This window comes from Nocardia sp. JW2, assembly GCF_051843015.1.
In the GTDB taxonomy this organism is placed as follows: domain Bacteria; phylum Actinomycetota; class Actinomycetes; order Mycobacteriales; family Mycobacteriaceae; genus Nocardia; species Nocardia coubleae.
In genome coordinates this window covers 148,155-174,261 of the sequence record NZ_JBPXLK010000003.1, presented here as the reverse complement: position 1 = coordinate 174,261, position 26,107 = coordinate 148,155, and the positions used below count along the sequence as shown (strand labels likewise).

The following is a 26,107-nucleotide window of genomic DNA, read 5'->3' as shown; positions in this document are numbered from 1 at the left end:
GTCTCTGCAGGTAGTCGCCTCGACGCTATCCCTCAACTGGTCACTCGTCCACATACCCTAGGTGGATATTCCGGCCTAGACATACATACGGTATGTATGTAACAGTGGTGAGGCCAAGCTTTCGATCAGGGGAGGACCCCATGGGAATCAGCTCATCACTCGGCCCGGCACACGACCTCACGCTGTCGTCGGGTCGCATCCGCTATCACGACACCGGAACAGGATCACCGGTCGTTTTCGTCCACGGTCTGCTCGTCAACGCCGATCTGTGGCGCGGTGTCGTTCCCGGCCTCGTCGCGGCCGGACACCGCTGCCTCACACCCGACTGGCCGCTCGGCTCGCATTCGATTCCGATGCCCGACGCCGACCTCACGCCCGTCGGCCTGGCCGACCTGATCGCGGAGTTCCTCGACGCGCTCGACCTCACCGACGTCACGATCGTCGCCAACGACACCGGCGGCGCGCTCACCCAGATCCTGATGACCCGCCACCCGGAGCGGATCGGCCGCGTCGTCCTCGCCGCCGTCGACTGCTACGAGGTCTTCCCGCCGCAGCCCTTCACGACCCTGGTCCGCCTGACGAAGATCCCGGGTGCCATCGCCGCGTTGCTCGCCCCGTTGCGCTGGCGGCCCGCGCAGCGACTACCGCTCGCTTTCGGCTGGGTGACCAAACACGCACTGCCCCGACCGATCGCGGAGTCCTACCTCGGTCCCGCCCGGCGTGATGCCGGGATCAGGGCGGACCTGCGCCGTTTCGCCGCGGGCGTGGAAGCACGGCACACCCTGGCCGCCGCCGAACGGTTCGCCGAGGTCGACCTGCCGGTCCTCGTCGTCTGGTCCACCGAGGACAAGCTGTTCCCGATGTCGCTGGCCCGTCGGCTGGTCGCCGACCTGCCGCGGGCGAGCCTGCGTACCGTCGACGATTCCTACACCTTCCTGCCCGAGGACCAGCCGGAGTTGCTCGCCGAACTGATCGTGGAGTTCACTCGGCTGCATGCAGCGCCGTAGTCAGGAGGACCGCTCCCGCACCACCCGCGCCGCGCTCGAGCAGGCAGGCCGTGACCTGTTCGCCGAGCGCGGCTTCGCCGGTACCTCCGCCGAGCAACTGGTGGCGGCCGCCGGCGTCACCCGCGGTGCCCTGCACCACCACTACGGCGACAAGCGGGGGCTGTTCCTCGCGGTGCTCGAACAGATCGAGACCGAGGCGACGGCCGAGATCGCGCGCGCGATCGACGCGGTCGACCCCGGCGACGTCGTCGCGGGCATGACGGCCGGTCTGGCCTGTTTCCTCGATATCTGCGGCCGCCCGGAGATGGTGCGCATCGTCCTGATGGATGCCCCGACGGTCCTGGGCTGGCCCGACTTTCGCGAGTTCGAATCCCGGCACGGGCTCGGCCTGATCACCGCCGAACTCCAGCGCGCCGTCGATTCCGGCATCGTCCCCGCTGTCCCGGTCCCGGTGCTCGCGCAGCTGCTGCTCAGCGCGATCACCGAAGCCTCGCTCATCGTCGCGCACGCCGAGGACCCCGACCGTGCCCGCGCCGAGACCCAGCAGTCGCTGCTGCTGCTCATCACCGGTCTGCTCAGACCGAGCTGACCGCTGGGAGGGGAGTCCGCCGTGTCCGTGGACGCGGTGTCGGGGCGACGTGGAAGACTGGGCGCGTGCGGTTGTATCGGGACGAGGCGGTGGTGGTCCGTCAGCACAAGCTGGGCGAGGCCGATCGCATCGTCACGCTGCTGACCAGGCAACACGGGCTGGTGCGCGCCGTCGCCAAGGGTGTGCGGCGGACCAAGTCGAAGTTCGGTGCCCGGCTCGAGCCGTTCGCCTACATCGACGTGCAGTTGCACCCCGGCCGCACCCTCGACATCGTCACCCAGGTCACCACCGTCGAAGCGTTCGCCGCCGACATCATCGACGACTACGGCCGCTACACCACCGCCTGCGCGATCCTCGAGACCGCCGAGCGTCTCGCCGGTGAGGAACGCGCCCCCGCCCCGAAACTGCACGCGCTCACCGCGAGCGCTTTGCGTGCCATCGCCGCGAAACAGCGCCCCCACGAGCTGATCCTCGACGCATATCTGTTGCGCGCCATGGGTTTCGCCGGTTGGGCACCCGCGCTCGACGAATGCGCCCGCTGCGCGACGCCCGGCCCGCACCGCGCCTTCCACGTCGCCGCCGGTGGCGCGGTGTGCGTGCACTGCCGCCCACCCGGCGCGAGCACGCCCGCCGCGGGCGTGCTCGACCTGCTCGTCGCGCTGCTCAAGGGGGAGTGGGCCTACATCGCGGAGGTTCCCGACAATGTGCGCCGCCAGGCCAGCGGTCTGGTCGCCGCCCATCTGCAGTGGCATCTGGAACGCCAGCTGCGCACCCTGCCGCTGATCGAGCGCAGTCGCGTCGAACCCGGCGCCGCGACGGCCGGCCGCGCGGCTGAGAGTCGGAGCGCGTGCGGGGCTCGGTGAGGGATCGGGCATCGACGGGGGAGCTCGTGTTGTCGTGTGGTCCGGCCGCGATGTCGGAGCCCGTGCGGAGTGCGGCGGAGGATCAGGCAGGATGGAGGCCGTGATCCTCCGTCGTGACCCCGCCGCTGGGAGCAGCTCGACCCGCACTGTCCGTCCGCCGTCGCAGCACCCCTCCGGTGCCCGCCCCCCCGCGATTCCGCCGGAGCTGGTGCCCAACCACGTCGCGTTGGTGATGGACGGCAACGGACGCTGGGCTCAAGAGCGTGGTCTGCCGCGCACCGCGGGCCACGAACGTGGTGAGGCCGTGCTCATGGACGCGGTCGAGGGCTCCATCGAGATCGGTGTGAAGTGGCTGTCGGCCTACGCCTTCTCCACCGAGAACTGGCGCCGCAGCCCCGACGAGGTCCGCTTCCTCATGGGCTTCAACCGCGACGTGATCCGCCGCCGCCGCGACGAGATGCACGAGATGGGTGTGCGGGTCCGCTGGGCCGGGCGCCGACCGCGCCTGTGGCGCAGCGTCATCAAGGAACTCGAGGTGGCCGAGGAGCTCACCAAGGACAACGACGTGATGACGCTGACCATGTGCGTCAACTACGGTGGCCGCGCCGAAATCGCCGACGCCGCACGCGAAATCGCGCGTCGGGTGGCGGCGGGGGAGATCGACCCCGAGAAGGTCGACGAGTCGACCGTCGCCCGCTACCTCGACGAGCCGGACATGCCCGATGTGGACCTGTTCCTTCGTCCCTCGGGTGAGTTCCGCAGCTCCAACTTCCTCATCTGGCAGGCCGCCTACGCCGAATTCGTTTACCAGGACACACTTTTCCCCGACTTCGACCGGCGTAACCTGTGGGCCGCGTGCCTGGAATACGCCAAGCGCGACCGCCGTTTCGGTGGAACCAAATGAGCGACGGAGCCGACATGGACGCCACGGTCACCCCCGAACTGGACCTGCAGGCGCGCACCGGCGCCTGCCTGCAGATGCAGGACATCGACGTGCGCGTGGACGCCGACGGTTCGCTCGGTTTCGAGTACGACGGCGCGCTGTCGTCGATCCGCGCCGTCACCCTGGCGCCGGGACTCACGGTCCTGTCGATGACGTGCGTGCTGGCCTGGGACCGACCGCTGAAACCGCAATTGCACAAGCGGGTCGCCGAACGCAACGCCGAGATCCAGTTCGGTTCGGTCACCCTGATCTCGCGCGGCAAACTGGCCGACATCATCCTGCGCTACACGTTCCCGGCTGAGGGCCTCGACGATCAGGCCCTCACCACCATGCTCCTGCTCACGCTGTCCGGCGCGAGCAAGGCCAGGCAGGGCTTGCTCGCGCCGTAGCCGCTAGCTGCTCGGCTTCCAGGTGATCTTGCCGCCCTGGAAGTCCTGGGCCTTGCCGCCCTGGTAGTCGTATTCGTCGCTGGTCGGGTAGCCGTAGCGGCCGTTCTCGGCGCCCGCGCGGATCCAGTCGGCCTGGATGCTGCCCCATACCGCGTGCGCGCCGGTGGTCGAGGACCAGTAGATGGCGCCGGTGGGGAACATCGTGAACTGGCCGTCGGCCTTGCCCGCCTTGGCCACATCGGTGAGCGGGAAGCCGAGCGGGCTCGACTCCCAGCCCAGCGCCGCCCACTTGTCCTTGATCGGGCCGCTGATCTGGTGCGCGCCGGTGCCGACGGACCAGTAGATCGAGCCGCGCTGGAAGTGGTTGAACCGGCCGTTGCCCGCCGGGGTGGACAGTTCGCGGGTGACGGGGTAGCCGAGCGTCCCCGACTCGTTGCCCAGGGCCGCGTACTTGTCGCGGATCTGCCCCGCGACGGTGTTGGCGTTGGTGTCGGGGTGCCAGTAGATCGCCGCGTTGTTGGCGAAGGTCTGGTACTTGCCGCCCGCCGCCGCGTCGGCCTCCGGGCCGGTGGGGTCGCCCAGTGCGGCGCCGCCCACCTGGTCGTATTCGGTTTCGATCGCACCGCCCACCTCGAATGCGCCGATCATCCTCGCCTGTGCCGTCCCGGCGGCGGCAGCGGCTGCCACGGTGACGGCGGCCAGGACGGTCAGGCCGCGTGTGCGAAGCGTTCGTCGGTGAAGTGCCACAGGAAACTCCCTGGTCGGATCGATATCGGCGATGTCCGGCGCACGGGACCCCCTCCGGTGCCGCCCCCGAACCTACCCCGAACGCGCCGGTCTCAACAGTGAGGTTCGCGACAACAGCTACGGCCGCGGCCCGGGAAGCATCACGTCGACGCCGCGCGCGAAATCCTCCGGCGTCACGTCGTCGAGCAGCAGATGCTGGAGGATGAAACCCGGTAGGAGGCCGATCAGTGTCTTGGCGAGTGCGTCGACATCGGTGTCGGCCGGGACCCAGCCGAGCTCACGCATCCTGGTCGCGTACTCGACCCACAATTCCCGCATCCCCGCGATCGACTCGCGCACCGGGATCGCGGCGGCATCGGGCTGGACCATCGCCAGCGCCCACACCTGCGGTGCGAGCCGCAGCGGTCCGTCCGGGCCGCTGCGCGCGACGATCTCGCCGGTGAGCATGTGAACCACCTCGGCCGGGGTCGGCGGTTCCTCTGCCCTGATCTTGTTGGCCAGCAGCTCGCGCAAGGGCCCGAGGGTGCGTGCGACGAGCGCCCAGATGATCTGGTCCTTGCTCGCGAAATACCGGTACACAGCGCCCGCCGACATGCCCGATTCGGTGAAGACGTCCTGCATGGATGTCTCGTGGAAGCCCTTGCGGGCGAAGCACAGTTGCGCGGCGTCGAGGATCTGCTGCCTGCGGCGTTCCAGGTGTTCTTCGCTGACTCTGGGCATGCCTAAAAGTAAAACGAATACTCGTTCTTGACAAGCGAGCGTGGGCGGTGTCATCGTTGAGGCAACAAAAAGAACGAACATTCGCTTTTAGGGAGAAATGCCATGACGATCACCCGCCGAGCAGTCGGTATCGGGCTCGCGGCCACCCTGCTGCAGGCTCTGATGCTGATCGCGTTCGCCTGGCCTGCGGTCAACCTCGCCCCGCGCGACCTCCCGATCGCCGTCGCCGGCCCACAGGCCGCACAGGTCGGCCAGCAGTTGCAGCAGCGCAGCCCCGACGCGTTCGAGATCACCACCCTCGCCGACGCGGACGCCGCCCGCGCCGCCCTCGCCGACCGTGAGGTCTACGGCGCGATCGTCACCGGTGGCGGCGCACCCCAGGTGCTCGTGGCCTCCGCCGCGTCACCGGCTGTCGCCCAGCAGCTCACCGCGCTCGCCCAGCAGTTCGGCGGCGCCACTTCCGTCCCGGTCGAAGACGTGATCGCCTCGGACCCCGACGACCCACGCGGCGCGGGCTTCGGCGCGATGGTGCTCCCGCTGGTCATGTCCGGCATCGCCGCGGGCGTCCTGCTCACCCTGGCGGTCTCCACCCTCGGCGCCCGCCTGGCAGGCCTGGCCACCTTCGGCATCGTCGGCGGCCTCCTCAGCGCCCTGATCTTCCACACCTGGCTCTCGATCGTCCCCGGCTCCTACCTGGCCCTCGCCGCCATCGCCGCCCTCGCCTCCTTCGCGGTAGCCGCGACCATCGTCGGCCTGGCCGCCACCATCGGCCGTGCGGGCATCGGCATCGGCGCCCTCCTCATGCTCCTCATCGGCAACCCCTTCTCCGCCGCCACCTCCGCACCCGAACTCCTCCCGCAGCCCTGGGGCACCCTCGGCCAGCTCTTCCCACCCGGCGCCGCCGCCACCCTGATGCGCTCGACCGCCTACTTCGACGGTGCGGGAGCCACCTTCCCCCTCACCATCCTCCTCACCTGGGCCATCGCCGGAATCGCCCTCCTGGGCCTGGGCGCCCTCCGCACCCGCCAGCCCCACCCCACCGAAGCCCGCCAACCCGTCCCCGCCTGACCATCACCAAAGATCCCCCACGCGACCAACTTTCGCGTGGGGGATCTTTGCGTCATTCGGAAGCCCACCACACACACTGCGTTCAGCGGACATCGACGTCGAGTGGATTCGCTTCACATTGTGCAGCGAATAGCGGGCGTAATCGCTGCACGCCGAGTCGATCTCCGGGCTCGCAACGAGCGCGCTGCTCGCGAAGCGCTTGAACCTCATGCGACCGACTTACGGAGCGGGCCGCTTGTCGTCAACGGTCGCGTAGCCGACGGAGTCATAGGTCTGGTCACTATCGGCTCTCAGCCGGCAGGGACTGGATCCAGTCGAATAGGACAGGGAAATCATTGTGGCGCAGTCCTATCTGCGGTTCGACGCGGTAGAGCAGCGCCCATCCATGGTGGTGAGCAGATACCCATTCCCGGTCGCCGTCGCCGATTTCGTCGTCGATCCAGATGAACGAGCGACCCGACGCCCAGGCGAGCAATGCGCGTGTCTTCCAATGCAATCCGAACCATTCGTCGACGCGATCGTTGTGCGACTCGGGCCACTCCACAACGGCCAGTGTCGGCAACCCGAGGGCCGGGCTCACCACGCGGTTCGCCTCATGCATCCAGGTTGTTGCCCACACCGGCTCGCACGGCAACGCCGTCAGCAGTGGGCCGAGCGCGGAATCCAGACGTGCCAGGAGCGGATTGGTGCCTGGCTGAGGTTCGCGGCGTGGCGCTGGAACCGAGTCGCGCTCAGGTATTTCACCGAAAGGGAGCAGTGGTCCATCGACATCGAGGAAGAGCAGTGGACGAGGCAGCTCGTTCGGCATCTTCGCAGGCTAGTGGATTGTGCCGCGATCTAGGGTGTTACTCCGTAGGCCACGATCTGATGATTTCATCGCGACATGGTGACCAGTCGAAGATGGTCTGCGTCAATGCCTTTCGGGAATCGAGGGTGTCCCGCTCGGGTGTGAGAGGATGCGGATATGTTCGAAGCATTGGGTAGTTTGATTGCGTTCGCGCTGGTTTTCGGGGGGATCATTCTTGTGATCGTGAAGGTGTCGTCGGGGTCTCGGCGGCCGCCTGTCCGTGGTGGGGTGCCGCCGTATTACCCGGGGCAGGTTCCGCCGATGGGGCAGCAGTTTCCGCAGCAGGGGGCGTACCCGCAGCAGGGGATGTATCAGCCTCAGCCCGGGTATCAGCAGTACCCGGGGAATCCGAATGCTGTGCAGCAGCGTTACCCGCAGCAGCCCGGATATCCGCCGCAGGGGATGCCGCCACAGCGGTAGAGAATTCAGGGGTTGGGGCCGAATTCCTGGTGGTAGCGCTGGGCTCGGGTGAGCATGCGGTGGATGCCGGCGATCATTCGTGAGGTGGGGAGGGGTTCGGCGATGATGGGGTCGCCGGTTTTGACGTAGTAGCGGCCGTCGGGGTAGTCCATCCACCAGAAGCTGCGGGCGGGGGTGGGGCGGGAGTCGAGGGCGGGGCCCGCGAGGGCGGAGATCTCGCCGACGGCGTGGCGGGGGCGGTTGAAGATCCGGTTGAGTTGTTCCAGGGAACTCAGGCGTCCCGCGCGGTATTCGAAGTGTTCCTCTTCCTCGGCGAGACGTTCGCGACGCACCTCGACGGGCGGTTTGGTGCCGGGCTTGGTACGGGGAAGGGCCGCGACGGTCAGGGCGGCGACCTGATCCGCGGTGCAACAGGTGAGAACGACATCGCTGCCGGTGTCCTCGGCGGTCCCCGGCGCCTGGGCGAGGGTGGCACCGGCCCGGCCGCGGATGGCGCCATGGAATCGGATGACGTTCGAGACGTCCTGGCCGACATAACCTTTGGACTCGACCCTGGCATCCGGTACGAGCAGCACATCGATGGCCTGTTCGATCGCCGGATCGTATTTGGCGAGCAGCTTCTCCACGGCTGCTTCTCGGTGGCGTTTCAGTTCGTCGAAATCGGCGATGTCGGTGCGGTACTGGAGTGGGTAGGGGAGGCGGTCGCGGCCGTAACCGGACCAGAGGATCTCGAATTCGATGCCGGTGAACTCAACTCGGTGCACTGTCGTGGTCTCCGCCGATCACTGGGGGCACGGTTTTGATTCCGTCGGTTCCGATCAGCAGGTCGCCGTTGTCCTGGTTGATCAGGTAATCGGGAATGCCTTTGGTCCGCTCCTCGTCCGAGCCGCTGCCCCTGGCACCGGGCGCGCCCATGGCGCCCATCCCGGGTGCGCCGCGACCGCCACCTGCCGCCGCGCCTGCCCGTGACCCGGCGGCGGCAGCTGCGGCAGGGGAGTGGTTGCCGGGGCTCGACTTGCCCGGTGATGCCGGACCGCCTGCTGCCGAGCCGCCTCCACGGCCGGCGCTGCTGCCGCCACCTCGGGCACCGTTGCTCCCGCCACCGGGCCCGGTCGCTCCGGGAGCGGTCACGCCGGGCCCGGTCGCCGTCGGCGAACCGGTGGACGGGGCCGAAGTGGACGGCGTGCTGGACTGCGGTGTCGCTGTGGAACTCTGCGCGGTGGTCGAGCTCGGGTCGGTGGCTTGCGGTGTGGTGGCCGCAGGATCGGAATTCGGGTTCTCGGTAGTCGCCGGGTCGTCGCCCGCGCCGGTGTCCTCAGGGCTGTTGCCTGCCGAATCTTCGGGAGTATCACCGGTATTCGAACCACCACCGCCAGCACCGGGACCACCGGGACCGCCGCCGTCGCCTGCGATGACCGGCGCGGTCGGCAGGAATGGCACCCCGACATCGGCCTGCCCCGCCACCTGGCTGTAGACGGTGCGCAGAATCCTGCGCGCCTCCTGCGTGGCCTCTTCGCGATTGTGATCGTCGACCTTCATCACCCCCTCGGCAGGCAGCGTCTTACCGGTGACATTCTCGCGCTCGGTGAGCCCCGGCATCAATGCCTGCGTCTGCTCGATGCCGGTGCGCATCTCGGTGAGCTTCCAGCTGATCGCGGTCGCCGCCTGCGACAGCGGGATCGACCGTTCCGAGTAGTTGTTCACCGCCGCGACCGCCGCCGACGCCGCCGCACCGGTCCACCCGCCGCGCCCGTTGGCGCCGGTGACGGTGCGGGAGAACTCCTGATTGAACTTCAGGAAGGTGCCCATCAGATTCATGCCGATATTCGCCCAGGCCGTCACGGCGTCGTCGACCAGGCGGGGTTTCATCGCGGCGACCGCGGCCTGCATCTGTTCGAGCGACATGCTGTCGTAATTGTCGGGAGTGGTGATGTGCGGCGGTTGCAGGTCACCGTCGAAAATGGTGGCGTAGTTGCCGTCGGCATAGCTGGCGTAGATCTTCGACCGTTCGATGTTCCACTGTTCCTGCGCGGCGATCACCCTGCTCTTGTAATCCTCGTAGGTCACAGGTGTTCTCCCGTCGCGGAGATCTGGTCGCCTGCCGCCTGGTCCTGGGCGACAAAATTCGCGATCGCCTTGGCGACAACCTCTTTCGCGGTCTGGACGACTTCGATGTGTTGCCTGAGCACAGTGTCCAGTGCTCGGTCGCCGCCGGATGCGGTCAGCGAGAATTTCTTCGCCAGTACCTCGCTGGAGTCGAAGGTGCCGAAGCCTGAAACCCTCCTGACGCTTTCGATCGTCTCGTAGATTTCCTCGAGGCGATCGAGATGGTAATCACATGCGCGATCTAGGCCTTTGCCGACTTCCGGATCGAGCGACAGCTCGCCAGCTTCTGCCGAACTGCGGAGCTGACTCCATTGATCCGGGTCTATACCGAGAACCATGCGTGCCTCCTGTCAGCTCGAGGGAAGATAGTCGACCAACGCGGTGCTCAAGCGCCGAGCTTCGCCACACGGTTCTGGCGCGCCCACTGCGCTGACGCGGTTCTGCACTTTGAAATCGACTGAACCATTCGGGACTTCTACGCTGACGTAGCAGGCAACGTCGTTGGCCGAGCCGATGGGCCGGAACTCGAGAGCTTGGTGAGCGCCGACCTGGAGCTCGGTCCATCCGGTGTACTCATCGGTGCGCTGCCTGGACTCAGTGAGGGTGTGCTCCGACGACATCACTGAGAACGTGTACTGCTTGGCAGAATCGCTCCAACTGCACACCTTCCACCCCGAAAAATCCACCCCCGCAACATCCTTCTTCTTACTCCCCACATTCAACCCCACCCCACCGACCGCCGAATCCGGCAGCGAACACGGATCCCACACTTTCGCCTCGGCATCCACCGAGGTAGGACTGGCCGCCACACTCACCTGACTCGGCTGCGGAGTGGCCGCCCCTTGCTCACTCCCGCACCCGGCGACGACGAACCCCACCGCCGCCACAACCCCGACCATGCCCGTACCCCGTCGAACTGCCATGTCTGTCATCCCTCCCGCAGAACCGGTACCGTGCACGACGTTCCCGCGATCGTAGCCACTGTTGTCTCCCACTGCGACACCCCGAAGTCTCACTCGGCAGCGCACGGTGAGGTGGACGCCATGGTGAAGCGCACCTCCTGCTTGTCGGGCCCCACCCGGCTGCGCGACGACGACACCGAGAACCCGCGCGCATCCCGGTAGTACCTGCTCACCGGGTCCGCATCGGGGTTCTGACTCGGCACGAGGGTGAACCCGCGTGCGGTCATCGCCTCGAGATTGGCCATCGCCCGGTCGATGAACTCCTGCGACGGGTCGACCTGTTCCCGCTGATATCGGGGGCGCCACGGCGGGCCGTCCATGCTGATCGAGTCCATCCTGCTGCGGCACCCGGTGCTCGTGTCGACCGCCGCCGGGTCGATGGACAGCTCCTCCGGCCAGATCAGCTCGAAGTTCTCGGCCACAATCGGCTTGCTCTGGGCAACGGTCAGCCCCGAGCGCCGCATGATGTCCTCATTGGTCGGACCGTGTTCCTCGACCAGCGAGCACCCCGCGAGCACCAGCGAAACCGCCAGCACGGCAATGATTCTCATCGGATCTCGATCCGGGCGCCGAGTTGCGGATTGTCGGTCACGCGCGGGTCGGCATACGGGTTCTCGATATCGAGGACGGCCTGTGCGGTGGCGGCGCGACCGGCGTCGAACGCTTCCTTGCCGCCGTTGCCGTTGTCGCCGAGACCCACATCCACCCAGGGGGTTTCGATGCCTCGCTCCACGTAGGCCCTCGCGTCCGTTCCCGCGATGACGCCGACGATATTGCCGAAGGCAGTCGATCCGGGATCGTCCCAGTACTTGCCATGGCCGTCGGTGCCGAATACGACCTCACCCGCACGCGACGTGCTGTCGCCGTAGTAGCCGGTGTCGAGCCGGATCACCCCGGGAACCTCGTCGGGGTCGCCGCCGAGGACGTCGGAGGCGTGCGGGTTGCCGGGCAGGCGCAGGCCGGGGAGGCTGAGCCCGGCATCCGGGTAGGACTGGACAACGCCGATGAGGTCGCCGGGCGCGGTCATCGAATAGCGCTGGACATCGGGATTCGGGTTGTTCCACCCACCTTCGAACACACCGGTTCCCGCCGACGACGCGTGCAGGATCCGGTCGGCCCGCAGCCCGAGTTGCTCGGCAGATCCCACCACCGAGCCGCCGTAGGAATGACCGACGTACGTCACGGGCGTGCCCGGCGCGTGACTGCTCACCTCCCGATCCACTTCCCGACCGAACTCGACCAGCTTCGGCGCCATCTCCGCGGCGAACGACGGGCTCGGCGCACCATCGGACAGGCTGGTGAGACTCTGCGGAAAGTCGCCCTCCATGTAGAGGAAGATCGGCCCGCCGGTCCGGTCGGCCAGGTTCCAGGCGGCCACATGATTCGACCCGGACGCATTGAGGTTGGTGCTCGTGCCCGGCACGTAGACACCGACGCCGGGTACCCCGGTTCGCATGCTGCCGAGCATCTCGATCATCCGCCCGTTGCCCTCGGTGCTGAACATGACGAACTTGCGGTCCACCATGCCCAGCGCCGCGCCCGAGACGGTCGCCTCCGGATCCGGGATCGGCGACAGCATGGCTTCCAGCTGCCCGACCCGGGCCGCATCCGGCACCGGCTTTGCTTTCTCCCTGGTGAGCGCGTTGCGGATGTTGATCTCGTTCGCCTCGACCCGCATCGCGAACGGCACCCCGTTGAGGTTGCCGAGGGTCTCCGGCGCGGCGATCACCAGCTGACGCTGGACTTCCGGACTCAATCCGGCCAGGAAGGCGGCGCGCTCGTCGGGCGACAGCGCCGCCAACCGCGTCACCACCGCGTCGGGGTCGTGCATCGAGCCATCGATGAGGGCAACGCTGGGCTGACCATCGCGGATGGCGACCAGATCACCCACCGCCTCGCGCAACCGACCACCGAACAGGGTGTCGAGCCGTTCGATCTCGTCCAGCCCGCTGCGCAGGTTGAGTTGGAAAACCCCTGCGGCGCCCTCTTTTTCGGGCTCCGTATGGCTCAGGGCACCGTCGTCCGAAACTGTGAACCCCTGCGACACGGCGAGGTTCTTCTGTTCCAGCACATACGTTTTCGCGTGCTTCAGACCTTGACACACATCAGCGGCGTCGTCGGCGATGCGCAGCAGCACCGCCCGTACCTCGTACCCGTGATCGACTTCCTCATCGATGCGCTGTGTGGCCGCGTCTTTCGTCCGGCCGTGCCAGCTCCCTGCCGCTGACAGCGCGCGCGAACAGTCGTCCACCGAGGTGGACAGCAGGTCGGCGTTCGCGCGGGTAGCCTCGGCCGCCCGGTGCACGGCGTCGAGATTCCAGGTTTCGAGCTGGGGGATCGTCGGCCGCATCAGCGCGGCTCCAGCTTCGTGATCTCGGCGGCGGTCGCGCCGTCGGCGGCCTCGATGTCGGCCGAGAACTTGTCGAGCAGATCGGCCAGCGCCGAATATCTGGTCGCGATCGAGGTCATCGCCTGGCGCGCCGGATCGGGCACACCGCGCAGCACGGCGAGCACATCACTTCCCTCGCCGGTCGCCTCGTTCATCACCGCCCAGCTCAGCGCCTCGACGGCCCCGGCTTCCTGACGCCAGGTGGCCGCCATCGCCGTCAGCTGCCCGGGCTCGACCCCCAAGAATCCACTCAAGAAATCCCCTCCTCCGCTACCGCGCCTCGTCGTTGTGATGGTTGGACGGGGCACGCGGAGCGAGGGTTCCATCATGTGATGTGAGTCACACGGAGGCGGACTCGCTGTTCTCGGCGGCGGCGCGCACGCAGTCGCGGCAGGTGCCGAAGATCTCCAACGTGTGGCTCACCTGGGTGAAGCCGTGCTCGCCCGCGATCGCCTCGGCCCACGCCTCCACGGTGGGGCCTTCCACCTCGACGGTGCTGCCGCACTGCCTGCACACCAGGTGGTGATGATGACCGCTCGAGCACTGGCGGTACACGGACTCGCCGGAATCGGTGCGCAACACGTCGACCATGCCGGCGTCGGCCAACGACTGCAGGGTGCGGTACACGGTGGTCAGGCCGATACCCTCGCCGCGTTTACGAAGTTCGTCGTGCAACTCCTGCGCCGAGCGGAACTCGTCGATATCGCCGAGCAGCGCCGAGATGGCACTGCGCTGACGGGTGCTGCGAACACCGACCTGCTTGCCGGAGTGGTTGTCTGCCAACGGTTTCACCCTTCCTCGGCATGGGCGACGGCATCGACGACGATGTGCGCCAGATGATCGTCGACGAGTTCGTAGAGCACCTCGCGACCCGAGCGTTCCCCGTGCACGACGCCCGCCGACTTGAGAATGCGCAGATGCTGGCTGACCAGCGGCTGGGTGACCCCGAGCGCGTCGACCAGCTCGTGCACACAGCGCGGTGACTCGCGCAACTGCAGCACGATCGCGATCCGCACCGGGGCGGCCAGGGCGCGCAGCAGCTCACCCGCGTCCTCGAGCACCGTGCGCGCGGGCACCGGCGCGGGTGGCAGGGACTGATACGGGCTGTGCTGGTGCGCAGGCGCGGCATCGGTGGTCATCAACCAACTCCTTAATGGAAACCGATACCATTTTGACATGCAAGTGTGCGCATGTCGAATGTGGCGCGGCGTGGCATCGGTCGGCTGCTGATATCTCGCTGGACCCGGCCCGATACGCTGGACCAAATGTGTTCGGAAAACCGTGCAGGTTGGTTACCGAACAAACCGACTCGCAGTGGATGGAGAAATCTCGCGTGGCACCCAAGTCGAAGGTGGACACCGTTGCCAACCTCGCCAAGCGCCGGGGTCTGGTCTACCCGTGCGGTGAGATCTACGGAGGCACCAAGTCGGCGTGGGACTACGGTCCGCTGGGCGTGGAGCTGAAGGAGAACATCAAGCGGCAGTGGTGGCGGACCATGGTCACCAGCCGCGAAGACGTTGTCGGCCTCGACTCCTCGGTGATCCTGCCCCGCCAGGTCTGGGAGGCCTCGGGCCACGTCGCCACGTTCTCCGACCCGCTGGTCGAGTCGCTGCACACGCACAAGCGCTACCGTGCCGACCACCTCCTGGAAGCCTACGAGGAGAAGCACGGCCGCCCGCCTGCCAACGGCCTGGCCGACATCAACGACCCCGAGACCGGCCAGCCCGGCAAGTGGACCGAGCCGAAGAACTTCTCCGGCCTGCTCAAGACCTTCCTCGGCCCGGTCGACGACGAAGAGGGCCTGCACTACCTGCGCCCCGAGACCGCGCAGGGCATCTTCGTCAACTACAAGAACGTCGAGACCACCGCGCGCAAGAAGCCGCCGTTCGGCATCGCCCAGATCGGCAAGAGCTTCCGCAACGAGATCACCCCCGGCAACTTCATCTTCCGCACCCGCGAGTTCGAGCAGATGGAGATGGAGTTCTTCGTCAAGCCCGGTGAAGACGCCGAGTGGCACAAGTACTGGATCGACACCCGCCTGGCCTGGTACACCGACCTCGGCATCGACCCGGACAACCTGCGCCTGTTCGAGCACCCGAAGGAAAAGCTGTCGCACTACTCGGCCGGTACCACCGACATCGAGTACCGCTTCCGCTTCCAGGGCAGCGAGTGGGGCGAGCTCGAGGGTATCGCCAACCGCACCGATTACGACCTCAAGACGCACTCGGAGCACTCGGGCACCGACCTGAGCTTCTTCGATCAGGCCTCCGGTGAGCGCTACATCCCGTACGTCATCGAGCCCGCGGCCGGTCTGACGCGTTCGCTGATGGCGTTCCTGGTCGACGCCTACGCCGAGGACGAGGCACCCAACGCCAAGGGCGGCGTCGATGTGCGCACGGTGCTGCGCCTGGACCGCCGTCTGGCGCCGGTCAAGGCCGCGGTGCTGCCGCTCTCGCGCAACGCCGACCTCACCCCCAAGGCGAAGGACCTCGCCGCACAGCTGCGCCGCAACTGGAACATCGACTTCGACGACGCGGGCGCCATCGGCCGCCGCTACCGTCGTCAGGACGAGATCGGCACCCCGTTCTGCATCACGGTCGACTTCGACACCCTCGACGACCAGGCCGTCACGGTCCGCGAGCGCGACTCGATGGCCCAGGAACGCATCGCCCTCGACCAGGTCGAGTCCTACCTCGCCGCGCGCCTCATCGGCGCCTGACCCACCGAAAGCCCGCGCCCGTCGCGGGCTTTCGCATGTCCGGACACGAGCCGCGTTGATCACACTGTGTAGCTGACGGTTTGCGTCGGCTGGGTGGGTAGTTCACGATTTCGGTGTGCTGTGGGAACCGGAAGACGTGGTGCGGGTGCTCGACCCGTCGGAACAACGATTCGTTCGGCACGGCACGTTCACCGGGCGCTCGGTGACGGTGCACGGGGAACTCGACGCCGCCGCGCTGGGTGCGGCGTTCGCGGCATTGCAGCGGGCGTTCCCGATCCTGGTGTGCCGGATCGTCGAGGACTCCGAGGGACACGGAATCCTGTTGCGGCCGGGCGATTTCGAGGCTGTCGGCGCGTGGGTGAGTTTCGGTGATCCCGACGAGGTGCGGGTGCCCGCCGAGACCATGGACCCCGCCGATCAGCTGGGGTACCTGGATGTCGTTCTCGCCGAAGAGGATCGGGCCAGGGTCACGTTGTTCGTGCACCACGGGGTGGCCGACGCCGGGCATTGCGTCGAGCTGTTCGCGCGGCTGTGGGGGTACTACACCGATCATGTGGAGACCGGGAAGATCATCGCGGGGGCGCGGGAGCTGCCGGTGTCGCTGGAGATGATGCTGGCGCAGCGGGGGATCGGACGCGGGCCGAGGTCGGGGCTGGAAGCGGTGACGCGGCCGCTCGTCGTGGCCGAGACCGGTGGGTCGCAGCGCGCCGAGCCCGCCACCCTCGCCAGACCTGCTCGCGTCCAGCTGGAACCGGCCGAGACCGCCCGCGTGCTCGAGCTGGCTCGCGCGCACGCGGTGAGCGTCAACGGGTTGGTCACCGCCGCCGTGCTGCGGGCATACCGCGGGGTGTACGGCGGGGAGCGGGTGGGCTGTGTCTACCCGGTGGATCTGCGCAGGCGTCTCGACCCACCGGTTGCGGCGGAGGCGGGGACGAACGTGTCCGGGCTCGCGGCGTTCGCGACCGACGACACCGACGATGTCGTCGACCTGGCCCGCCGCATCGGCACCAGCCTGCACAACGACCTGGCCGACGGCGTCGTCGAACAGTCGGTGCTGCACTTCCCGGACTACTACGGCCCCACCCGAATCCACTCGATCGCGGGCCATATCGCCGTCACCAACACCGGAACGGTGCCGCTGTTCCGCGCACCGACCGGACTCATCCTCGACGACTACGAGATCGTCTACCTCTCCGCCCACCCACGCCCGTCCACCGGTACGGCCGCGGCGGTCACCTTCCTCGTCTACACCTATCTCGGCAGGCTGACGATCGGCCGCCTCGGTGGCGGGACACGCGCAGCCGAATTGCTGACAGCCGTTGTCGCAGAACTGACTTGGGCCTGCTCACGCGAAACCGCAGCGTCCGCCTGAAGTCACCCGGCGCATCGGGGACGGCCGACCGCCCACGCGACACCGGTGCCAGGCGGCTGGTCGACTCGACCACGCGGCCGACCGGAAGTCGTGCCACGCGCCCGCCGCATGGAGGGTCCACCCGCAGCGGCGGGCCGATTCGACTACCTCGCGGCCAGTGGTTCCTGCAACTCGGTGACCCATCCGTTCGGATCCGGTGTCCATTCGAGCGTCACCTCACGCACCGGGGCGGCCGTGCGGTACCCGTTGTCCTCCACCCAGCGACCCAGCTCCTGCCACGCGGCACCGATTCCGCCTACGTTCCCGTGGTAGACCGTCGTCGCCACCCGATCGACGGCAGGCAGGTCGACGATCGAAATATCCCGCACCGCATCGGGTTCGGCATTCACCGGCACACAGGCGTGCACCCGCACGGTGCCGTCGTCGGCGGGCTCGTAGTACGCGATGGCCGGACCGGCGATCGCGATGCCCGCCTGCGCGAGCCGATCGCTGAGCCCCTGGAACAACGGCTGGATCACCGGGCTGATGTGGGCGGGTTCGAAACCCGCCGCCACCCCGCTCGACCTGGCCACCCGCACCGCGGGCACGGACTTGATCACAACATCCTGCTCGGGCATGACGCCCTCCTTCTCGATGATGCGAAGTCTCGCCTCGACCTCGGTCAGCCGCGCGCGGTCGGCCGTCAACCGCTGTTCCAGCTCCGCCCGGCGCAACGTGAGCATGCCGCGCAGCTCCCGGGGTTGTGGCCCCGGCTCGAGCATCCGGCCCACCTGCTCGAGACTGAACCCGAGCCCCTTGAGCGCGACGATCCGGTTGAGCCTGGCCAGCTGCGCGGCCGAATAGAACCGGTAGCCGGTGGCCGGATCGACCCGGGCGGGTCGCAACAATCCGACCGCGTCGTAGTGGCGCAGCATGCGCACCGACACCTGACCGTGTCTGGCGAAATCTCCGATACTGAACATGACGCCCTCCGGTGTACGGCCTCACACAGTGTGAGAGTCAACGATCAGAATCTGCCGCCTCGGCTCACCCGCCGCGACCCCGACGAGCCACCGAACGATCCGGGCCGGTACCCACCCCCGCGTGAGCCGTACCCACCACCGCGCGAGCCGCTGATCGCTCCGCGCAGCAGACCGTCCAGCAGGATGCCGCCGAGCACCGCACCGGTCTGCCCACTCCCGGACATGGGTTGTCTTGTCTCCCAGGCCCGTACGCTCGCCTCCGCCTCCTGCAGGGCCCGCCCACCCGATTCGGCGGCGGCCTGCGCGCTCCGCAACGCCAGTTCGGGATCGGTGCCTGCCTGCTGCCGCGCCTGATCGAGATGACGTTGCGCCTGCGCCAGCCGGGTGCGCGCCTCGGCGTCGACACCGCCGCGCCGCGTGGTGATGAACGACGACGCGGCATCGATACGGCTGGTCGCGTCGAGCAGTGTGCGGTCGAGCCGGCGACGCAGGTCCTCGAAGGCGAGCTTGCGGTCCGAGGCCGCGGCGATGGCTCGGTCGAGGTCGGCGTCGGCGGTGACCACCTCGTGGAAGGCGCCGAGCGGGTCGGCGTCGTCGACCGTGTTCAGGGTGGTGGTCGCGGTGGCCATCGCGCCGCTGAGCTGGGTGCCACCGAATTCGGTCAGGGTGGACGCGGCGGCGAGATCGGCGCGCAATTCGTCCAGAGCGGCGGGCAATCCGTCGCGGGCCTGCTGGATGTCGGCCGCCGCGTGCTCGACGGTGTCGAGCAGCGTGCGGGCCTGGCCGAGAGCGGCCTCGGCCGCGCGGATCGCGGCCACCGCACCACCCTGCTGCCCGGCCGGTTTCGTGAGTACGTCGCGGGCGGCGTCGATATTGGTCTGGGCGAAGGTGATTCGCTCCCCGGCCATGCGCACGTTGTCGCGTACGGAGGTCAGCATCGCCGGGGGATAGGTCGCGTCGAGCCGGGCCAGTTCGGTGTCGGCGGCGGGCAGGCGGGCGGTGAGCTCGACGACGGTGCGGGTGAGAGCGTCGAGGCGGGCGGGCGCGTCGATGAGCAGATCGCGCATGGCGTCGAAGTCGGCCACCTGGGCGTCGAGTTCGCGGTCGGCCTTGCCGGTGGTCGCCAGCAGGTCCAGCAGCAGGGCGCGCTGCTGATCGGGGGTTTCGGGAACGGCGTCGTCGAGTTGCTGACGCAGGGCGAACGCCTTCGCGGTCGCCGCACGGGCCGCGTCCAGGGCGTTCCGGAACGGGGTCACCGCCGTCTCGCCGAATTCGCCGGTCGCCAGCGCCAATTCCTCCTCGCTCGTCCGCACCGCGTCGTCGATCTCGACCAGGCGTTCCTTCGACAACGCGTGCAGGGTCGGCAGCGAAAGACGCGATAGCGCAGCCGAATCGGTGGGATCCATGCCGCGTGCCGTCGCGAGTTCCGCCCTGTCCTTGGCATGGCGACGCCGACGCATGACCAGAACGAGCAGACCGGCCGCCACCACCACGGCCAGTGCTATCAACACCAGCACGCCCGACGACGCGCCACCACCGCGCGCCGCCGCCCCAAGTCCCTCGGCGGTGTCGATTCCCGCTTGCGCCCATTTCTGTTCGTGCAGATCGGGTTCCACCGTGTCGGCCAGCAGCGACTCCACCTCGGCGTCGGTGATGCTCGCGGGTGGGATGCCGTCGAACCAGTAGCCGCGGTCGTCGACGGCCACCGCGAGCAGCAGATCGCGATCGCCGAAATCGGAGAGCTCGGCCGTGCGCGCTGCCCAGTCACGGGCGGACATGGACCCGAAATCGTTGACGTAGACGAGCCAGAGCTTCACCTGGTGATCGCGGTAGAGGGCGTCGACGGCGCCGAGCACCCGCTGTTCGTCCGCCGGGCCGAGCACGTCGGCGGAGTCGACCAGTTGCGGACCCATCCGCGTCGGTGGCTCCGCACCGGCCGCCGGGGCACACAGCAGAAGCAGGAACGCGCCGAGCAGATTCGCGACGAATCGCTTCCCCGGGCCTGCGCCCCAGAGTTGCCCCGCCGCTGGTCGATACGACGTGCGGGCTCGCTCGACGTACCTCACCGATCGGATGCGCGGACTCTTCCTCGGCAGCGGCATGAGTCGAATCTAACGGCCCGGACCGAGTGAGACGGGTACGACAGGTCGGCGCGTGCCTCACTACCATCGGGACCATGGTCACAGTCGATGCCCGCTACACCGGTCAGGTCGCCCCCGGCGGCGACGCTCAGCAGCGCGATGTCCCCGGCGCCCGCATCGTGAAGATGGCCGTCGGCGCCATGAACAACAACACCTACCTGGTGCGATGCGCCGCCACCGGGGCAACCCTGCTGATCGACGCCGCCAACGAGGCGAACCGCATCCTCGAACTGGTGAACCAGGAGGCCGAGGGGCAGGTCGAACTCATCGTCACCACGCACCAGCACCCCGACCACTGGTGGGCGCTGGCGGATGTGGCAGGCGCCCTCGCCGTCCCGTCGGCCGCGCACCCCCTCGACGCCGAACCGCTGCCCGTCACCCCCGACCGCCTCCTCGCCGACGGCGAGACGATCGACCTGGGCGAACTCACCCTCACCGTCATCCACCTGCGCGGCCACACCCCTGGCTCGATCGCGCTGGCCCTGACCGACGGCGCGGGCCGCACCCACCTGTTCACCGGTGACTCCCTGTTCCCCGGCGGCGTGGGCAAAACGCACAACGCCGAGGATTTCGACTCCCTGTTCACCGATGTGACCACCAAGCTGTTCGACCGCTACCCGGACGACACCGTCGTCTACCCAGGTCACGGCGACGACACCACCCTCGGCGCGGAGCGACCCCAACTGCCCGAGTGGCGTGCCCGCGGCTGGTAGTCCGAGGCCGACCGGGCACGCCGCGTCGTTCACCGGACCGGAATTCACTAGTGACCGCTGAGCCGACGACCGGTCGGTGGCACCTGGCAGACTGAGCAAGGTGAAATCGGGTTCTTCGCGCACGACCGTGCCCGCTCCGGATGCCCGACACCGGCGCGGCTTGCTCTCGACGGTCTCGATCTGGATCACCAGGCTGGTCGCCGGGGCGATCGTGATGGGCTTGGTGCTGCTCGGTGGGACGGCGTTCCGGGTGTGGCAGGTCGCGCGGATCGACGACCACACCCCGGCCGACGCGATCGTGGTGCTCGGCGCCGCCCAGTATTCGGGGACGCCGTCGTCGGTCTTCGAGGCCAGGCTGTACCAGGCGTGGCGGCTCTACGAGACGGGTGTGGCGCCCCTGGTGATCACCGTCGGCGGCAAGCAGGAGGGCGACCTCTACACCGAAGCCGCCTCGGGCAAGCAATATCTCGAGGACAAGGGCGTGCGGAGCGGCGACATCCTCGCCGTCGAAACGGGATCCGACACCCTGCGCAGCATCGAGGCCGTCGCCGCCGCCATGCACGAGAGCGGCTTGTCATCGGCCGTACTCGTGAGCGACCCGTGGCATTCACTGCGAACCAGGACGATGGCGCGAGACGCCGGTCTGCACGCCTGGACCGCACCCACCCGCACCGGGCCGGCCGTCTACACGAGGGAGTCGCAATTCCACGGCATCGCCCGCGAAACCGGTGCGCTGCTGTGGTACCAGCTCACTCATTTCTCGGCAGATTTCCCTTACGAGGCGGGACAGTGAGATGACCGATACCTACACCCCGCACGACCGCGAACGCATGGTCACCGAGCCGGGCAAAACCGCCTGGCCGGGTGCGGCGGGCAAGGGCCACCGCAGCGAATTCTCCCGGGACCGGGCGCGCGTGCTGCACTCGGCCGCGCTGCGTCGCCTCGCCGACAAAACCCAGGTCATGGGTCCACGCGAAGGCGACACCCCGCGTACCCGGCTCACCCATTCGCTCGAGGTCGCCCAGATCGGGCGCAGCATCGCCGACGGCATCGGCGCCGACCCCGACCTCGCCGATCTGGCCGGCCTCGCCCACGACATCGGCCACCCGCCCTACGGCCACAACGGCGAACGCGCCCTCGACGAATTCGCCGACGCCTACGGTGGTTTCGAGGGCAACGCCCAGAATCTGCGGATCCTCACCCGCCTCGAGCCCAAGGTCCTCGATGCCGACGGCGAGAGCGCCGGACTCAACCTCACCCGCGCCGCCCTCGACGCCACGCTCAAATACCCGTGGGGCAGAAGCGGTTCCGGCACCAAGTTCGGTGCCTACGTCGACGATCTGGAGCGCCTGGCGTGGGTGCGCAAGGACGCTCCCGAGCGCAAGCAGAGCCTGGAATGCCAGATCATGGACTGGTCCGACGACGTGGCGTACTCCGTGCACGATGTGGAAGACGGCGTGATCGTCGGCCGCATCGATCTGCGTGCCCTCGCCGACCCCGCCGAACAGGCGGCCCTGGCCGAACAGGGCCACGGCGAACACCCCGACCAGTCGATCGATGCCCTGGCAGCCGCCGCGCAACGGCTGTCCGAACTCGACGTGGTCGCCGAGGCGGCGGGCTACGACGGCACCTTCGCCGCGTCGGTCGCCCTGAAACGGCTCACCAGCGAACTGGTCGGGCGCTTCGCCACCGCCGCCATCGTCGCCACCCAGGAGCACGCCGGGCCGGGCCCGCTGATGCGCTACGAGGCCGATCTGATCGTGCCGCCGGTGGTCGCGGCCGAGGTGGCCGTGCTCAAGACGGTCGCGCTGCGGTACGTGCGTTCCGATCGTGGGCACCTGGCCAGGCAGCAGACCCAGCGCGAACGTGTCCAGGCCGTCGCGGACCGCCTGCTCACCACCGCTCCGGCCCACCTCGACGATCAGATGCTGCCCTGGTGGAACGCCGCCACCGACGACACCGCCCGGGTGCGCGTGGTGATCGACCAGATCGCCTCCTACACCGAAAGCCGCTTCGAGCGGGTCGCGACCGCGCTGGACTGCCGCTGACCTGGACCCACTAGACTTGCCGCGTGGCCGGACGAATCCCAGATCGCGATATCGCGGCGATCCGTGAACGTGTCCGGATCGAAGACGTTGTCGGAGAGTACGTGGCGCTCAAACGCGCCGGTGCCGACTCCATCAAAGGCCTGTGCCCGTTCCACGACGAGAAGTCCCCGTCGTTCCATGTGCGGCCCAATCACGGCCTGTTCCACTGCTTCGGCTGTGGCGAGGGCGGTGACGTCTACAAGTTCCTGCAGCAGATCGAGCACATCGGTTTCGTCGAGGCCGTCGAACAGATGGCCGACCGCATCGGCTACCAGATCAACTACGAGGGCGGCGGCACCTCGGTGCAGCGCGACCGGGGCACCCGCTCGCGGCTGGTCGCCGCCAACGCCGCCGCGCAGGAGTTCTACGCCGCGCGCCTGTACGAACCCGAGGCCGAGGCCGCCCGCAAGTACCTGACCGACCGCAACTTCGACCAGGCCGTCTGGCAGCAGTTCGGCTGCGGTTACGCGCCCGCCGGCTGGGACGCCCTCACAAAACACCTGCAGCGCCTCGGTTTCGAGTTCAAGGAGCTGGAAGCCGCCGGGCTGTCCAAGCAGGGCAAACGCGGCCCGATCGACCGCTTCCACCGCAGGCTGCTGTGGCCCATCCGCAATCTCGGTGGCGAGGTGATCGGATTCGGCGCCCGCAAGATCTTCGACGACGACACCATGCCCGGCAAGTACGTGAATACGCCGGAAACGTTGCTGTACAAGAAGTCTCAGGTGCTGTTCGGCCTCGACCACGCCAAGCGTGAGATCGCCAAGGGGCATCAGGCCGTGGTCGTCGAGGGATACACCGACGTGATGGCCATGCACCTGGCCGGGGTGAAGACCGCCGTCGCCTCCTGCGGAACGGCCTTCGGTGAAGAACACCTGCAGGTGCTGCGCAGGCTGCTGATGGACGACAACTTCTGGCGCGGCGAGATCATCTACACCTTCGACGGCGACGCGGCGGGCCAGGCGGCCGCGCTGAAGGCCTTCAGCGGCGACCAGCGGCTGGCCGGGCAGACCTATATCGCGGTGGCGCCCGACGGGCAGGATCCGTGCGAGCTGCGTCAGCGCTCGGGCGATTCCGCCGTGCGCGACCTCGTCGCCCGCCGAACCCCGCTCTACGAGTTCGTGATTCGTGGCGTGCTCGCCGAATACAACCTCGACACGGTCGAAGGACAGGTCGAGGCGCGACGGCGTGCGGTTCCGGTGGTCGCCCAGATCAAGGACAACGCGACCCGCAAGGGCTACGCGACGAAGCTGGCCGGCTGGCTCGGCGTGGACGACATCCAGTCCCTGGTGCGCCAGGTCGGTGACGAAGCCCGCAAGCACTTCCGCGGCGGCGCGGCGTCCGCCGACGACAAGGGTGGCCGGCGAGGTGCCGTCGCACCACGGCCTGTCGCACCCACCCGCGGCAACGGCGACTCGGCCCGACCCGACCCCCGCGAACCGACGTTGCTCGCCCAGCGCCAAAGCCTCTGCGCGGCTCTGCAATACCCGGGGATCGCGGGCCCGGCCTTCGACGACGTCGAGGCCGACGCGTTCATCCACCCCGCCTACGTGATGGTCCGGTTGATGATCGCGAAAGCCGGCGGCACCGCATCGGGTCTCACCGGCGCCGAGTGGGTCGCCGCAGTGGCCGACCAGAGCGAGGACCTGCTCATCCGGGCCCTCGTCTCGGAGCTGGCCAACGAACAACTGCCCGTCCGCACCCAGGAGGACGTGCCACGGCTCATCTCCGGGGTGCTCGCGCGCGTGCAGGAGATCTGGGTGGGCCGCCAGATCGCCGAGCTGAAGTCACGCCTGCAGCGCATGTCGGCGTCCGATCAGCCCGACGGCTACATGGAGCTGTTCGGCGACCTGGTGGCCCTCGAGGCGTACCGCAAGGACCTCGGACAGCGGGCCATGGGCAACGACCCCAACGTCACCGGCGTCTAACGCCCCCGGCGCAGCTGGTTGTGCGGCACCATCACCGTGGTCCGCTCGTCGAGCGGCTCCATCGGCTCCAGCTTCGGCTGAGTGCTCAACTTGTCCGACAGCTTCTGCCTGCCCACCGACACCAGCTTCTTCGTCACGGGGCTACCCGTCACCGCCCGTGTCGCCGCACTGATCTGTTCATAGCGCGCCCGCCCGGCCTTCGTGCCGAGCACATACCCGGCCGCCACGCCGATGATCAACCGCAGCATCTCCTGGAGCTCCTCCCACGTCTGTGTGCGCGCCCCATCCTGCCCGACTCACCCCACCCCTGTCGATCCACCCCACCCCGCCTCGCCCTCCACATGTCCGCAGGTAGCGGCCCGATTTGGGAACCCACGACCCCATACGCTAAAGTTTCATCTCGTTCAGCCAGCCAAGCTGACCCGAGCCCAACAGCTCAGAATATTCCCCTATAGCTCAATTGGCAGAGCAGCCGACTGTTAATCGGCAGGTTTCTGGTTCGAGTCCAGATGGGGGAGCATAACCACCAGGTCAGGCACGGTTACCGTGCCTGACCTGTTTCGTATGTGGGCCGCGACCAAAAATACGCCAAGAAATCCGGTTAGTACTGCTGGCGTGCAGCACCGTGACGGCCGTAGGTCCGGCCCACCAGACGTCTCAACTGTGATCCTGGGTTAACCTCAGCTGCTGAGTGGGAGTCAGGGGTTCGAGTCCCCTTAGCTCCACCAATCGTGTCATGGTACGAACCAGCCCCAAGGTCGTTTCCGGGTTAGGGGATGCGGGAGGTGGGGACGAGGCGGTCGGGGCCGATGATGGCGACCTGGGCGACGATGGTCTCGATGAGTGCTTTGGCTTGGGCGCGGGTGCCAGTGGCGATGATTTCCGCGATGTGGTCAGCGATGTCGTCGAGTGTAGCGGTCTCGGGGGCGACGGGCTCGTTGTCGAGCGTGGTCGTGAGTTGGTCGCGGCGGGTGGCGAGCTGGGTTGTTTGGTACGCAATTCGCCCAGTCGTCCGGCGAGGAGCTGGATCGAGGGTGCCGTTTCGAAGGCGTTCAGATAACGATCGATCGCCTGCTGGGCCTTGGTGAGCTCAGCGGTGACAGCTTCCAGTTCGATGCGGGTGTCACTACTCAAATAG

28 protein-coding genes and 1 tRNA gene are annotated in these 26,107 nt (G+C 68.0%); 14 read left to right on the top strand and 15 right to left on the bottom strand.

Annotated features, from left to right (window positions below):
• The first annotated feature begins 140 nt into the window (after window positions 1–140).
• The 5 genes from ACSVDM_RS06165 to ACSVDM_RS06145 all read left to right on the top strand — a co-directional run bounded on the left by ACSVDM_RS06165 (window position 141) and on the right by ACSVDM_RS06145 (window position 3,791).
• Window positions 141–1,007: an alpha/beta fold hydrolase gene (locus tag ACSVDM_RS06165; RefSeq protein ID WP_439263489.1), complete on the top strand. Its 867-nt coding sequence runs from the start codon at window positions 141–143 to the stop codon at window positions 1,005–1,007.
• A complete protein-coding gene (locus ACSVDM_RS06160; RefSeq protein ID WP_067486732.1) occupies window positions 994–1,596 on the top strand; it encodes a TetR/AcrR family transcriptional regulator in 603 nt (200 codons plus the stop codon). The genes ACSVDM_RS06165 and ACSVDM_RS06160 overlap by 14 nt, the downstream gene beginning before the upstream one ends.
• A gap of 65 nt (window positions 1,597–1,661) precedes the next feature.
• On the top strand, window positions 1,662–2,459 hold the full coding sequence (recO, locus tag ACSVDM_RS06155; RefSeq protein ID WP_439263488.1) for a DNA repair protein RecO: 798 nt from the start codon (window positions 1,662–1,664) through the stop codon (window positions 2,457–2,459).
• A 91-nt stretch (window positions 2,460–2,550) separates the two neighbouring features.
• On the top strand, window positions 2,551–3,363 hold the full coding sequence (locus ACSVDM_RS06150) for an isoprenyl transferase (RefSeq protein WP_067486738.1): 813 nt from the start codon (window positions 2,551–2,553) through the stop codon (window positions 3,361–3,363).
• A gap of 74 nt (window positions 3,364–3,437) precedes the next feature.
• The gene (locus tag ACSVDM_RS06145; protein WP_243749936.1) at window positions 3,438–3,791 is read left to right on the top strand and encodes a hypothetical protein; all 354 of its coding nucleotides are present in this window, start codon (window positions 3,438–3,440) and stop codon (window positions 3,789–3,791) included.
• Between the two features lie 3 nt (window positions 3,792–3,794).
• Here the strand turns inward: ACSVDM_RS06145 and ACSVDM_RS06140 are convergent, their stop codons facing one another.
• Both ACSVDM_RS06140 and ACSVDM_RS06135 read right to left on the bottom strand, forming a co-directional pair.
• Window positions 3,795–4,538, bottom strand: coding sequence for an LGFP repeat-containing protein (locus ACSVDM_RS06140; RefSeq protein WP_067486744.1), 744 nt, complete (start codon window positions 4,536–4,538; stop codon window positions 3,795–3,797).
• Between the two features lie 117 nt (window positions 4,539–4,655).
• Window positions 4,656–5,258 (bottom strand): TetR/AcrR family transcriptional regulator, encoded by a 603-nt coding sequence (locus tag ACSVDM_RS06135; protein ID WP_439263485.1) that lies wholly within the window; start codon window positions 5,256–5,258, stop codon window positions 4,656–4,658.
• A 102-nt stretch (window positions 5,259–5,360) separates the two neighbouring features.
• On the opposite strand from ACSVDM_RS06135, the gene ACSVDM_RS06130 reads away from it, so the two are divergent.
• Complete coding sequence (locus tag ACSVDM_RS06130; RefSeq protein WP_439263483.1) at window positions 5,361–6,326, top strand: hypothetical protein; 966 nt, start codon at window positions 5,361–5,363, stop codon at window positions 6,324–6,326.
• 280 nt (window positions 6,327–6,606) lie between these two features.
• Here the strand turns inward: ACSVDM_RS06130 and ACSVDM_RS06125 are convergent, their stop codons facing one another.
• Complete coding sequence (locus ACSVDM_RS06125; RefSeq protein ID WP_439263481.1) at window positions 6,607–7,134, bottom strand: HAD domain-containing protein; 528 nt, start codon at window positions 7,132–7,134, stop codon at window positions 6,607–6,609.
• Between the two features lie 156 nt (window positions 7,135–7,290).
• On the opposite strand from ACSVDM_RS06125, the gene ACSVDM_RS06120 reads away from it, so the two are divergent.
• Window positions 7,291–7,593 (top strand): hypothetical protein, encoded by a 303-nt coding sequence (locus ACSVDM_RS06120; RefSeq protein WP_439263479.1) that lies wholly within the window; start codon window positions 7,291–7,293, stop codon window positions 7,591–7,593.
• Window positions 7,594–7,598: 5 nt separating this feature from the next.
• On the opposite strand, the gene ACSVDM_RS06115 is transcribed toward ACSVDM_RS06120, so the two are convergent.
• The 9 genes from ACSVDM_RS06115 to ACSVDM_RS06075 form a co-directional block, all read right to left on the bottom strand.
• Complete coding sequence (locus tag ACSVDM_RS06115; RefSeq protein WP_067486762.1) at window positions 7,599–8,357, bottom strand: ESX secretion-associated protein EspG; 759 nt, start codon at window positions 8,355–8,357, stop codon at window positions 7,599–7,601.
• Window positions 8,344–9,660 carry a hypothetical protein gene (locus ACSVDM_RS06110; protein ID WP_439263477.1) on the bottom strand — a complete coding sequence of 439 codons (1,317 nt, stop codon included), beginning with the start codon at window positions 9,658–9,660 and terminating at the stop codon, window positions 8,344–8,346. Before ACSVDM_RS06110 ends, ACSVDM_RS06115 begins: the two co-directional genes overlap by 14 nt.
• The gene (locus tag ACSVDM_RS06105) at window positions 9,657–10,037 is read right to left on the bottom strand and encodes a hypothetical protein (protein WP_439263475.1); all 381 of its coding nucleotides are present in this window, start codon (window positions 10,035–10,037) and stop codon (window positions 9,657–9,659) included. Before ACSVDM_RS06105 ends, ACSVDM_RS06110 begins: the two co-directional genes overlap by 4 nt.
• Window positions 10,038–10,049: 12 nt before the next feature.
• A complete protein-coding gene (locus ACSVDM_RS06100) occupies window positions 10,050–10,622 on the bottom strand; it encodes a DUF3558 domain-containing protein (protein ID WP_439263473.1) in 573 nt (190 codons plus the stop codon).
• An 89-nt stretch (window positions 10,623–10,711) separates the two neighbouring features.
• Window positions 10,712–11,212 (bottom strand): hypothetical protein, encoded by a 501-nt coding sequence (locus tag ACSVDM_RS06095; protein WP_439263471.1) that lies wholly within the window; start codon window positions 11,210–11,212, stop codon window positions 10,712–10,714.
• On the bottom strand, window positions 11,209–13,011 hold the full coding sequence (locus ACSVDM_RS06090; protein ID WP_439263469.1) for an alpha/beta hydrolase: 1,803 nt from the start codon (window positions 13,009–13,011) through the stop codon (window positions 11,209–11,211). Before ACSVDM_RS06090 ends, ACSVDM_RS06095 begins: the two co-directional genes overlap by 4 nt.
• Window positions 13,011–13,304 carry a hypothetical protein gene (locus ACSVDM_RS06085; RefSeq protein ID WP_439263467.1) on the bottom strand — a complete coding sequence of 98 codons (294 nt, stop codon included), beginning with the start codon at window positions 13,302–13,304 and terminating at the stop codon, window positions 13,011–13,013. Before ACSVDM_RS06085 ends, ACSVDM_RS06090 begins: the two co-directional genes overlap by 1 nt.
• A gap of 85 nt (window positions 13,305–13,389) precedes the next feature.
• Window positions 13,390–13,833, bottom strand: a complete 444-nt coding sequence (locus tag ACSVDM_RS06080; protein WP_067487122.1) for a Fur family transcriptional regulator — start codon at window positions 13,831–13,833, stop codon at window positions 13,390–13,392.
• Between the two features lie 5 nt (window positions 13,834–13,838).
• Window positions 13,839–14,189: an ArsR/SmtB family transcription factor gene (locus tag ACSVDM_RS06075; protein WP_067486782.1), complete on the bottom strand. Its 351-nt coding sequence runs from the start codon at window positions 14,187–14,189 to the stop codon at window positions 13,839–13,841.
• 179 nt (window positions 14,190–14,368) lie between these two features.
• Here ACSVDM_RS06075 and ACSVDM_RS06070 point away from each other — a divergent pair, with 179 nt between their 5' ends.
• Together ACSVDM_RS06070 and ACSVDM_RS06065 are read left to right on the top strand one after the other, a co-directional pair.
• Complete coding sequence (locus ACSVDM_RS06070; protein WP_210740697.1) at window positions 14,369–15,769, top strand: glycine--tRNA ligase; 1,401 nt, start codon at window positions 14,369–14,371, stop codon at window positions 15,767–15,769.
• Window positions 15,770–15,884: 115 nt separating this feature from the next.
• The gene (locus tag ACSVDM_RS06065; RefSeq protein WP_439263465.1) at window positions 15,885–17,141 is read left to right on the top strand and encodes a phthiocerol/phthiodiolone dimycocerosyl transferase family protein; all 1,257 of its coding nucleotides are present in this window, start codon (window positions 15,885–15,887) and stop codon (window positions 17,139–17,141) included.
• A 143-nt stretch (window positions 17,142–17,284) separates the two neighbouring features.
• Here the strand turns inward: ACSVDM_RS06065 and ACSVDM_RS06060 are convergent, their stop codons facing one another.
• Both ACSVDM_RS06060 and ACSVDM_RS06055 read right to left on the bottom strand, forming a co-directional pair.
• The gene (locus tag ACSVDM_RS06060; RefSeq protein ID WP_439263463.1) at window positions 17,285–18,103 is read right to left on the bottom strand and encodes a MerR family transcriptional regulator; all 819 of its coding nucleotides are present in this window, start codon (window positions 18,101–18,103) and stop codon (window positions 17,285–17,287) included.
• A 44-nt stretch (window positions 18,104–18,147) separates the two neighbouring features.
• Window positions 18,148–20,205 (bottom strand): TPM domain-containing protein, encoded by a 2,058-nt coding sequence (locus tag ACSVDM_RS06055; protein WP_439263461.1) that lies wholly within the window; start codon window positions 20,203–20,205, stop codon window positions 18,148–18,150.
• A 74-nt stretch (window positions 20,206–20,279) separates the two neighbouring features.
• Between ACSVDM_RS06055 and ACSVDM_RS06050 the strand changes: the two genes are divergently transcribed.
• From ACSVDM_RS06050 to dnaG, 4 genes are all read left to right on the top strand, one after another.
• On the top strand, window positions 20,280–20,957 hold the full coding sequence (locus ACSVDM_RS06050) for an MBL fold metallo-hydrolase (RefSeq protein ID WP_439263459.1): 678 nt from the start codon (window positions 20,280–20,282) through the stop codon (window positions 20,955–20,957).
• Between the two features lie 214 nt (window positions 20,958–21,171).
• Complete coding sequence (locus tag ACSVDM_RS06045) at window positions 21,172–21,750, top strand: YdcF family protein (protein ID WP_439263752.1); 579 nt, start codon at window positions 21,172–21,174, stop codon at window positions 21,748–21,750.
• Window position 21,751: 1 nt separating this feature from the next.
• A complete protein-coding gene (locus ACSVDM_RS06040; RefSeq protein ID WP_356985105.1) occupies window positions 21,752–23,005 on the top strand; it encodes a deoxyguanosinetriphosphate triphosphohydrolase in 1,254 nt (417 codons plus the stop codon).
• Between the two features lie 23 nt (window positions 23,006–23,028).
• Window positions 23,029–24,969 carry a DNA primase gene (dnaG, locus tag ACSVDM_RS06035; protein ID WP_439263457.1) on the top strand — a complete coding sequence of 647 codons (1,941 nt, stop codon included), beginning with the start codon at window positions 23,029–23,031 and terminating at the stop codon, window positions 24,967–24,969.
• On the opposite strand, the gene ACSVDM_RS06030 is transcribed toward dnaG, so the two are convergent.
• Window positions 24,966–25,217 (bottom strand): hypothetical protein, encoded by a 252-nt coding sequence (locus ACSVDM_RS06030; RefSeq protein ID WP_067486858.1) that lies wholly within the window; start codon window positions 25,215–25,217, stop codon window positions 24,966–24,968. The two genes, dnaG and ACSVDM_RS06030, sit on opposite strands and share 4 nt — an antisense overlap.
• 197 nt (window positions 25,218–25,414) lie before the next feature.
• Here ACSVDM_RS06030 and ACSVDM_RS06025 point away from each other — a divergent pair.
• A tRNA-Asn gene (locus ACSVDM_RS06025) sits at window positions 25,415–25,487 on the top strand.
• Window positions 25,488–26,107 lie beyond the last annotated feature (620 nt).